Source organism: Cytophagia bacterium CHB2 (genome assembly GCA_030263535.1).
GTDB lineage: Bacteria > Zhuqueibacterota > Zhuqueibacteria > Zhuqueibacterales > Zhuqueibacteraceae > Coneutiohabitans.
The window spans coordinates 1-7091 of record SZPB01000339.1 but is presented as its reverse complement, the minus strand read 5'-3'; the positions used below and the strand labels follow the sequence as shown (position 1 = coordinate 7091).

The 7091-nt window shown below is 52.5% G+C and carries 9 protein-coding genes and 2 pseudogenes; all 11 read left to right on the top strand.

Annotated features, from left to right (window positions below; genetic code table 11):
- Positions 1–256 precede the first annotated feature (256 nt).
- Positions 257–808, top strand: a complete 552-nt coding sequence (locus tag FBQ85_23990; protein MDL1878194.1) for a DUF1572 domain-containing protein — start codon at positions 257–259, stop codon at positions 806–808.
- Between the two features lie 329 nt (positions 809–1137).
- Complete coding sequence (locus FBQ85_23985) at positions 1138–1668, top strand: DUF1579 domain-containing protein (GenBank protein MDL1878193.1); 531 nt, start codon at positions 1138–1140, stop codon at positions 1666–1668.
- 67 nt (positions 1669–1735) lie between these two features.
- Positions 1736–2197, top strand: coding sequence for a nuclear transport factor 2 family protein (locus FBQ85_23980; protein MDL1878192.1), 462 nt, complete (start codon positions 1736–1738; stop codon positions 2195–2197).
- 4 nt (positions 2198–2201) lie between these two features.
- A pseudogene (locus FBQ85_23975) lies at positions 2202–2300 on the top strand (VOC family protein).
- Positions 2301–2314: 14 nt separating this feature from the next.
- Positions 2315–2815, top strand: a complete 501-nt coding sequence (locus FBQ85_23970; GenBank protein ID MDL1878191.1) for a damage-inducible protein DinB — start codon at positions 2315–2317, stop codon at positions 2813–2815.
- 93 nt (positions 2816–2908) lie between these two features.
- Entirely contained in the window at positions 2909–3178 is a 270-nt protein-coding gene (locus FBQ85_23965) for a hypothetical protein (protein ID MDL1878190.1), read from the top strand.
- A gap of 1 nt (position 3179) precedes the next feature.
- Positions 3180–4931 (top strand): T9SS type A sorting domain-containing protein, encoded by a 1752-nt coding sequence (locus tag FBQ85_23960; GenBank protein MDL1878189.1) that lies wholly within the window; start codon positions 3180–3182, stop codon positions 4929–4931.
- A 6-nt stretch (positions 4932–4937) separates the two neighbouring features.
- Positions 4938–5240 (top strand): hypothetical protein, encoded by a 303-nt coding sequence (locus tag FBQ85_23955; protein ID MDL1878188.1) that lies wholly within the window; start codon positions 4938–4940, stop codon positions 5238–5240.
- The gene (locus FBQ85_23950) at positions 5233–5769 is read left to right on the top strand and encodes a DUF1697 domain-containing protein (protein MDL1878187.1); all 537 of its coding nucleotides are present in this window, start codon (positions 5233–5235) and stop codon (positions 5767–5769) included. The genes FBQ85_23955 and FBQ85_23950 overlap by 8 nt, the downstream gene beginning before the upstream one ends.
- An 11-nt stretch (positions 5770–5780) precedes the next feature.
- Positions 5781–6305, top strand: a pseudogene (locus FBQ85_23945) (ATP-binding cassette domain-containing protein).
- A 74-nt stretch (positions 6306–6379) separates the two neighbouring features.
- The coding region (locus FBQ85_23940; protein ID MDL1878186.1) for a hypothetical protein at positions 6380–7091 on the top strand (712 nt) is incomplete at its 3' end.

Below are 7091 nucleotides of genomic sequence, written 5' to 3'. Positions count from 1 at the left end.
AACTTTCTCAATCTTCCACCGCGAATACACGCGAATCATCGCGAATTAAAAAGCATTAGCGGCCCTTCGCGTTGATTAGCGGTTTAAAGAAAATGAGCAAGTTATTTAAATGACGATCCTACTGATGTTCGGTATTTACCTTGACAAGAATAGTCTTGATTTTACTGGCTAAAATGTGTCAAGTCAATTCGCGATTGTCAGTAAATTGGGATAATTTTAGTTTTTGATTCCGATTCACCCCCGTTAGGAGCAGCAATTGATCATCGAACCCATCAAAGCGGAATATCAACGCTACAAATTTTTGGCGGAAGGGGCAATTGCCCAAATCAAAGATGAGGAGTTGCACAATGCCGCCGGCGAAGACACCAATGCGATCGCTGTCATCATGAATCATATCTCTGGGAATCTCAAATCGCGATTCACCAACTTCCTGACAGAAGACGGCGAGAAACCGTGGCGCAATCGCGATGAGGAATTTGAAGAGAAACGAGAAGATCGAGCGACTGTGTTAAAGAAGTGGGAGGAGGGCTGGAGAATTTTGTTTGATGAAATCGACGCGTTGCAAGATTCTGATTTAGGCAAAGTGGTCAGGATTCGTGGCAAAGAATTAACGGTATCCGATGCCTTGCAGCGATCACTCGCGCATGCCGCCTATCATGCGGGCCAAATCGTTCTGTTGGCGCGGATTCAAGCCGGCAAGAATTGGAAATCGCTCAGCATCCCGCGCGGCAAATCGCAAGAATACAATTTAAATCCAACCAAAGAACGGCCCCAGGCGCCCGGCAATGACCTCAAAGAGGGCATTTGAAAAGTCCTAACTTAAAAAACTGACCGATCGGTTGGCGATAACTTGTTTGAAAAATCGCGCGATTTGACCATTCTCTGGAGGAAGCCGATCGGTCAGTCGCCGACTTTTCAAATACGCTTAAAGACGATAACGCTTCCGCTGGTGCATCAGAAGAGAGAACAAGAGATCAACGCCCCTCTTGCGGAGAACCCGGACCAATCGGGTTTCGAGTTAAGCAAGTACGAAGCGGCGTGCGTTCTTGCGCTGCGCTCGCAATATAACTTCACACTCGTCATGAACAAGATGACTCATTCACCATTCTCAATAACTTCCAACCTAACAAGGCGCGCATGAAGACCTGTGCCCTGTTGTTGCTGGTGTTGACCACCTCCACTTTAGCTCAGCATTCCAGCTCTGCCCAGCTTGAAGAAATGAAGAAGCTCGACTTCCTGGTCGGAGAATGGAGAGGGGAAGGCTGGGCCGAGTTCATTCCGGGCCAGCGCCGGACTTCTTCTATTACTGAAAACGTTCAGCCGAAACTTGGCGGTATGGTTCTTCTGATAGAAGGATTGGGCAAGGCCAAAGTCGCCGGGAAAGAGGAAGAGGTTGCCGTGCATCATGCCCTTGGGATCGTCTCCTACGACGCAACGGCAAAACAATATCGTCTAAAATCGTATTTGGCCGATGGGCGCAGCACGGAGGCAGAAGCTGAATTTGTCGAAGAGGGTTTTCAATGGCGATTTCAAACTCCGCAAGGCGCTAGCATAAGATATACGGTCAAGCTGACGGAACAAGGTGAGTGGTTCGAGAAGGGAGAGCTGTCGCAGGACGGAAAGAGTTGGCGACAGTTCCACGAGATGACGTTGCAGAAAGTGAAATAGGATCGAAGTTTTATAACAAAAAGAACGTTCCCATTTATCCAATGATTCACAACATGGAGATCGAGCAATGAAAACAAGAGTCCTGCAGAGTTCAGTTGTTATGGTGCTGCTGACTATCATGAGTGCATTCGCCTGGAATCAAGATGAAAAGCAGGCAGTGATCAAAGTGGTGGAAGAGGCCTATGTTCAGGGCGTGCACGCCAATCCTGGCGGTGAGGCCATGCGCCGGGGCTTTCACGCAGAGTTCATTATGTTCGTGCAGGACGGCAGCCAGATCAATAAAGTGACGCGTGATGAATGGATTACCCGCATCGAAGCCGCAAAAGCAAAAAGCGCAAACAAGCCCCGGCCGGAAATCAAAGCGGAATTCCCGCTGGTTGAGATTACTGGCAGCGCCGCGGTCGTGAAAGTGGAGCTTTATCGCGACGGCAAACACACCTTCACTGATTATATTTCGCTCTACAAATTCGAGGAGGGCTGGAAGATCGTCGCCAAGACGTTCTATCGCCATCCCGCCAAATCGGAATGACAGCATGAAACCGCGAATTAGTTTCATCACGCTCGGCGTTGACGATCTGCAACGGGCATTGCAGTTTTATCACAAGGGGCTCGGTTTGCCACCGCCGGGCCTCAAGGAGGATAACATATGACTGAATTGACGCGAGGTTCAGCGTTTTTGCAAGAACTGAAAGCCGAAGCTCCTGCCACACGCAAATGTTTGGAACGCATACCGGAGAGTCGATTCGGCTGGAAGCCGCATGAGAAATCCATGACCATGGGTTATCTCGCCCTGCTGGTTGCAGAAATCCCAAGATGGATAACCTACATCGTCGAGAAGGGTGAAATCGACTTTGCCACATTCGGACATTTTCAGCCCAAAACTACGGCGGAATTGGTGAATCATTTTGATGAAAATCTCAAAGGCACAAGAAATGCACTGGCCAAAGTTACCGACCAAGAACTGGACAAAACTTTTTTTCTCAAAAACCAGGGTCAGGTGATGCTCAGCTCTCCTGCCGGAGAAATGGTTGGCTCATCCATAAACCATCTCGTGCATCACCGCGGACAACTGACAGTCTACATGCGTCTCAACGACATACCGGTGCCCTCCATTTATGGCCCTTCTGCAGATGAAAGAACTTTCTGAAACGCCACGGCAGCACTCGGGTGTGTTGAAATCCGTGGCCTTGCCCGCTGGCCCGGGTGAGGAACGAAACCTGACGAAAGCTTCGCAACTTCGATGAATGATAAGCTGCAACACCTCATCTTTCACGAAGTCGATCGCCAGCGCTTGAATGCCTTTGTGACACTCTTCGAAAGCCGCGGCGGGCCAAAGTATTGTTGGTGCATGGCCTGGCGTGCCAGCAGAAGCAAAGCAGCAAGACGGGGCCAGCCGTTTATGGGATTTGTGAGTGCCTTTAAAAGAGCGGGCTTTGTGGAAGTGGGACGCACCGGAACCCGGCGCCATGTTATGCGATTAAATCTTAAAAAATTCAAAGGGAGATCGTGACATGCGAGTTGAAAACGCCTGCTTTGCGCCGCCCCTGATTTTCCTCCTCTTGGCTTGCTGCTCCCTTCACGGTCAAACCGTCATCTCCGACAGCACCTACCAGTCCGCCAACTGGGGTGTGACGGTGGCCACAACCTTCGGTGCGAGCGAGACCCACACGCAGCGAACCACGGGTGGCAATCCCGGCGCCTTTCGTTTCATGGAGCACATCCTGCCGGCACCGCCGGGAGCGAGTGATTTGACACGCCTCGAAGTCACGCACATCTATGACGGTGATGCATATCTCGCCCTGGAGGCGATCGACCATATTGACTATGCTGAGGACATCAGACTGCTCGATTTGCCCTGGAATCAGGCGTTCATTCGCAGCTTTCCGGCAGTCCGGCAATCCGGCAGAATTTTTCGCGCCAACGTATTTTTGCAGGTGGTGGCCGATACTTTGTGGCACAGCGGAAGCCTCACCGGTTTGACCGCCAGCAGCTTCACTGCGCTCGACGGCTCCGGTGATCACCCCGATTTTTCTGATGTGGGCGATTTTCTCTACTTTGGTTTTTCGCGCCTCAGTTCCCGCGGCGCCACCCAGCCGCCGCTTCCTTCCAATCAAGATTTGATTTACCGTCACGGCAGCGACAATTTCACAGTGACCATTCACAACGCGCCGTTGCCGAACCAACCGCCGGTCGCCCGCGCGGATGATTATCTTTATCTGGATTATTTTTTCAACAGCAACAAAACCCTGCGCGTTCTTCAAAACGATTCTGATCCCGAGGGCGATCCCATCCGCGTGCTGAGCGTGGGCGAGCCGGCATTTGGCGGCGCCATTGAGTCGTTCAATGATACCAGCATCACCTATTCGCATGAAGGATTGTTGTCCGCAAGCCTCGAAACCGATTTCTTTCTTTACAAAATCACGGACGGCTTGAACCAGTCGCTCGATGCGTTTGTGACCATGCACTTTTGCCGTTGCCCGCTCGAGTGCCTTGCGCTTTTCCTGCCGTCGCCGGCCTTGCGCACCGCTGCCGGCCGTGTCATTGCAACCGCGGCTATCGTTGACACCCTCGAGGTCGATCTCTTCCGCCGCTTCCGGGACGAGGCGTTGCTGACCACGCAAACCGGAACGCAGTTCGTGAATCTCTACTATCGCGCCGCACCGGAGGTGATGCCGCTGCTTCTCTTTGATCGCAGTGACCTCGGCATGCAAGCTGTGCGCGCCCTTGCCATGATGCAGGCGCCGCTGCACAATCTGTTGGACGGTGATGGAAGCATGCTCGTCACACAGACCCTGATCGATTCTGTGTCCGCGTTCTTGGACAGTCTCGGGTCTGCTGCCAGCGACTCGCTGCGCGATGCGTTGAATGTCGAACTTGCAAGGCTCGGTCCGTTGCAGCAGTTGGTGGGCTTGTCCGTGGCGGAAGCCGCAGAAATGGCGCTGGGCAGCCGAACCCGCGTTGATGATACTCGTTCTGCAAAACCGCAGGCGTTCGTGTTGAAACAGAATTACCCGAATCCTTTCAATCCTGCGACGGAGATACGCTATCACTTGCCGCGGGCCACGCCGGTCGAGTTGGCCGTCTTCGATGTGCAGGGCCGCAAGGTCAGGACCTTGGTCGAGGGACTGCAGTCTGCCGGTGAAAAAGCTGTTGTGTGGGACGGCGCTGATGATCATAATCGAGGTGTGCCTTCCGGAATCTATTTTTGCCGCTTGAGTGCTGGCGCATTTCAGGAAACAAAAAAAATGATATTGATGAGATAGCATCAAATGGCCAGCCTGACTGCAGCCGGCAGAATGAAGCCTGCCGGTCTCAACGAAACGGAAGCGGCAAGGAAGGACGGGCGCTGGGAAAAGGCCTACGAACCACAAGGAGCGATGGAACTGCTGGCGGATTTTCTCAAAGCTCTGGCGAAGGGCAAAAAGGCGAAAGCGTTTTTTGAGTCGCTGAACCGGGCGAACCACTGCGCGATTGCGTGGCGGCTGCAAATCGCCAAGAAGCCCGAAACGCGGGCACGGCGCATGCAGGCGATTCTGACAATGCTCAAGAAGGGAGAGAAGTTTCATGGTTGATTACGTCGCTTTTCTGCGCGGCGTCAACGTTGGCGGCGTCACCGTCAAAATGGACAGACTGAAGACGTCGTTTGAAGCCCTGGCATTCACCGAGGTCAAAACTATGCTGGCCAGCGGTAATGTGCTTTTTACCGCGCCGTCCACCAGCGAAAGCACGCTGGTAAATAAAATCGAAAAAAAGCTGGCGGCGGATTTTGGCCGTGAAATCGGCGTGCTCGTCCGCAAGATTGAAGAGCTACGGCGTCTGGCTGAGGCGGCGCCGTTCGCGGGGATAAAAATCACGCCGCAAACGCGGTTGTTTGTGACCTTTCTTTCGGAGAAAAACAAGGGCAGTCTGAAGATTCCGTATGAAACTCCCGACAAAAATTGCAGAATCATTCGTGCGAATGACCGCGAGGTTTGCAGCATCTTAATACTTCACCGGACGGTCGATCTCATGAGTATGCTAGAAAAGGAATATGGGCGGAAAATAACGACGCGTAACTGGAATACAATTGAAAAAATTCTAAAAGCGAGCCAATCGAGTTAAAGGCAAATTGCATGACTCTGCGCATAGCCAACCTCAGCAAAACCTATAAAAATTGCGTCAAAGCGCTTGATGGCGTCAATCTCGAAATCGGCGCCGGTATGTTTGGTTTGCTTGGTCCGAACGGCGCCGGGAAGTCTTCGTTGATGCGCACGATTGCCACGCTGCAAAGTCCGGACGCAGGCAGCATCATGTTTAACGGCATCAATGTTTTGCAGGACCCCATGAGCTTGCGTAAAATGTTAGGATACCTGCCGCAGGAGTTTGGCGTTTATCCCAAAATGTCCGCAGAAGATTTGTTGGATTATTTCGCGACGCTGAAGGGCATAGCTTCGCGAGCGGAGCGTTCACGGCTCATCCGCGAAGTGTTGGAAATCACCAACCTCTACGAAGTGCGCAAAAAACATGTCGAGGGCTATTCCGGTGGGATGAAACAACGCTTCGGCATTGCGCAGTTGTTGTTGAATCATCCTCAGCTCATCATCGTTGACGAACCCACTGCCGGACTCGATCCGGCAGAACGTAATCGCTTCCTCAATCGCGCTGAATTAAGGTGGAAGGAACTGGCTGAATGAGGCATGCACAATTTCTTTGGCCAATTTTTTTTCATTTATTGGCTGCTTCGGTTATTGCCCATCCCGGCATTGGCATTGTCATGAACAGCCGCGGTGAGATTTTCTACACCGATCTCAAGCAGGTTTGGAAGATTTCGCCGGAAGGCAAAAAATCTGTTGCGGTGGCCAATGTGCACACGCATGAGCTTTATCTCGATGCCGATGACAACCTTTACGGTGAGCATCTTTGGTACGAGGGCGAAGCTTCGGACAAGTGGGGGCACTATGTCTGGAAATTGCATGCAAGCGGCAAGCTTGAACGAGTAATCCCGCCGCGCGAGGGATTTCGTGAGGATTATCAGGATTGCAGCTTTGTGCGCGATGCTGCCGGCAACATGTATTGGGCTGAACGCGGCGAGCCTACCGTCATTCGCAAACGCATGCCGGACGGGACGATCTCCGATCTCTGCAAAACGCACGACTTTCGCGACGTGCGTTGGATGATGGCGAGCGCTGAGGGAGCGGTTTATTTGACCGACGCCGGCGATTTGCGCCGTATTTCGCCGGATGGCGAGGTTGTCACGCTGGCGCGTGATCTGAAAGAGCGCAGATTGAGCGAACATGTTTTCGGCGATGGTCATAATTTAATGGGGCTTTGGCAGGATGGAGACGGCAATGTCTATGTTGCGAGTTATGGCGGCCGTTTGGTGAAGAAGATCACACCGGCGGGCCGCGTCGAAGTGGTAGCGCGTTCCCACATGCCGTGGGGAC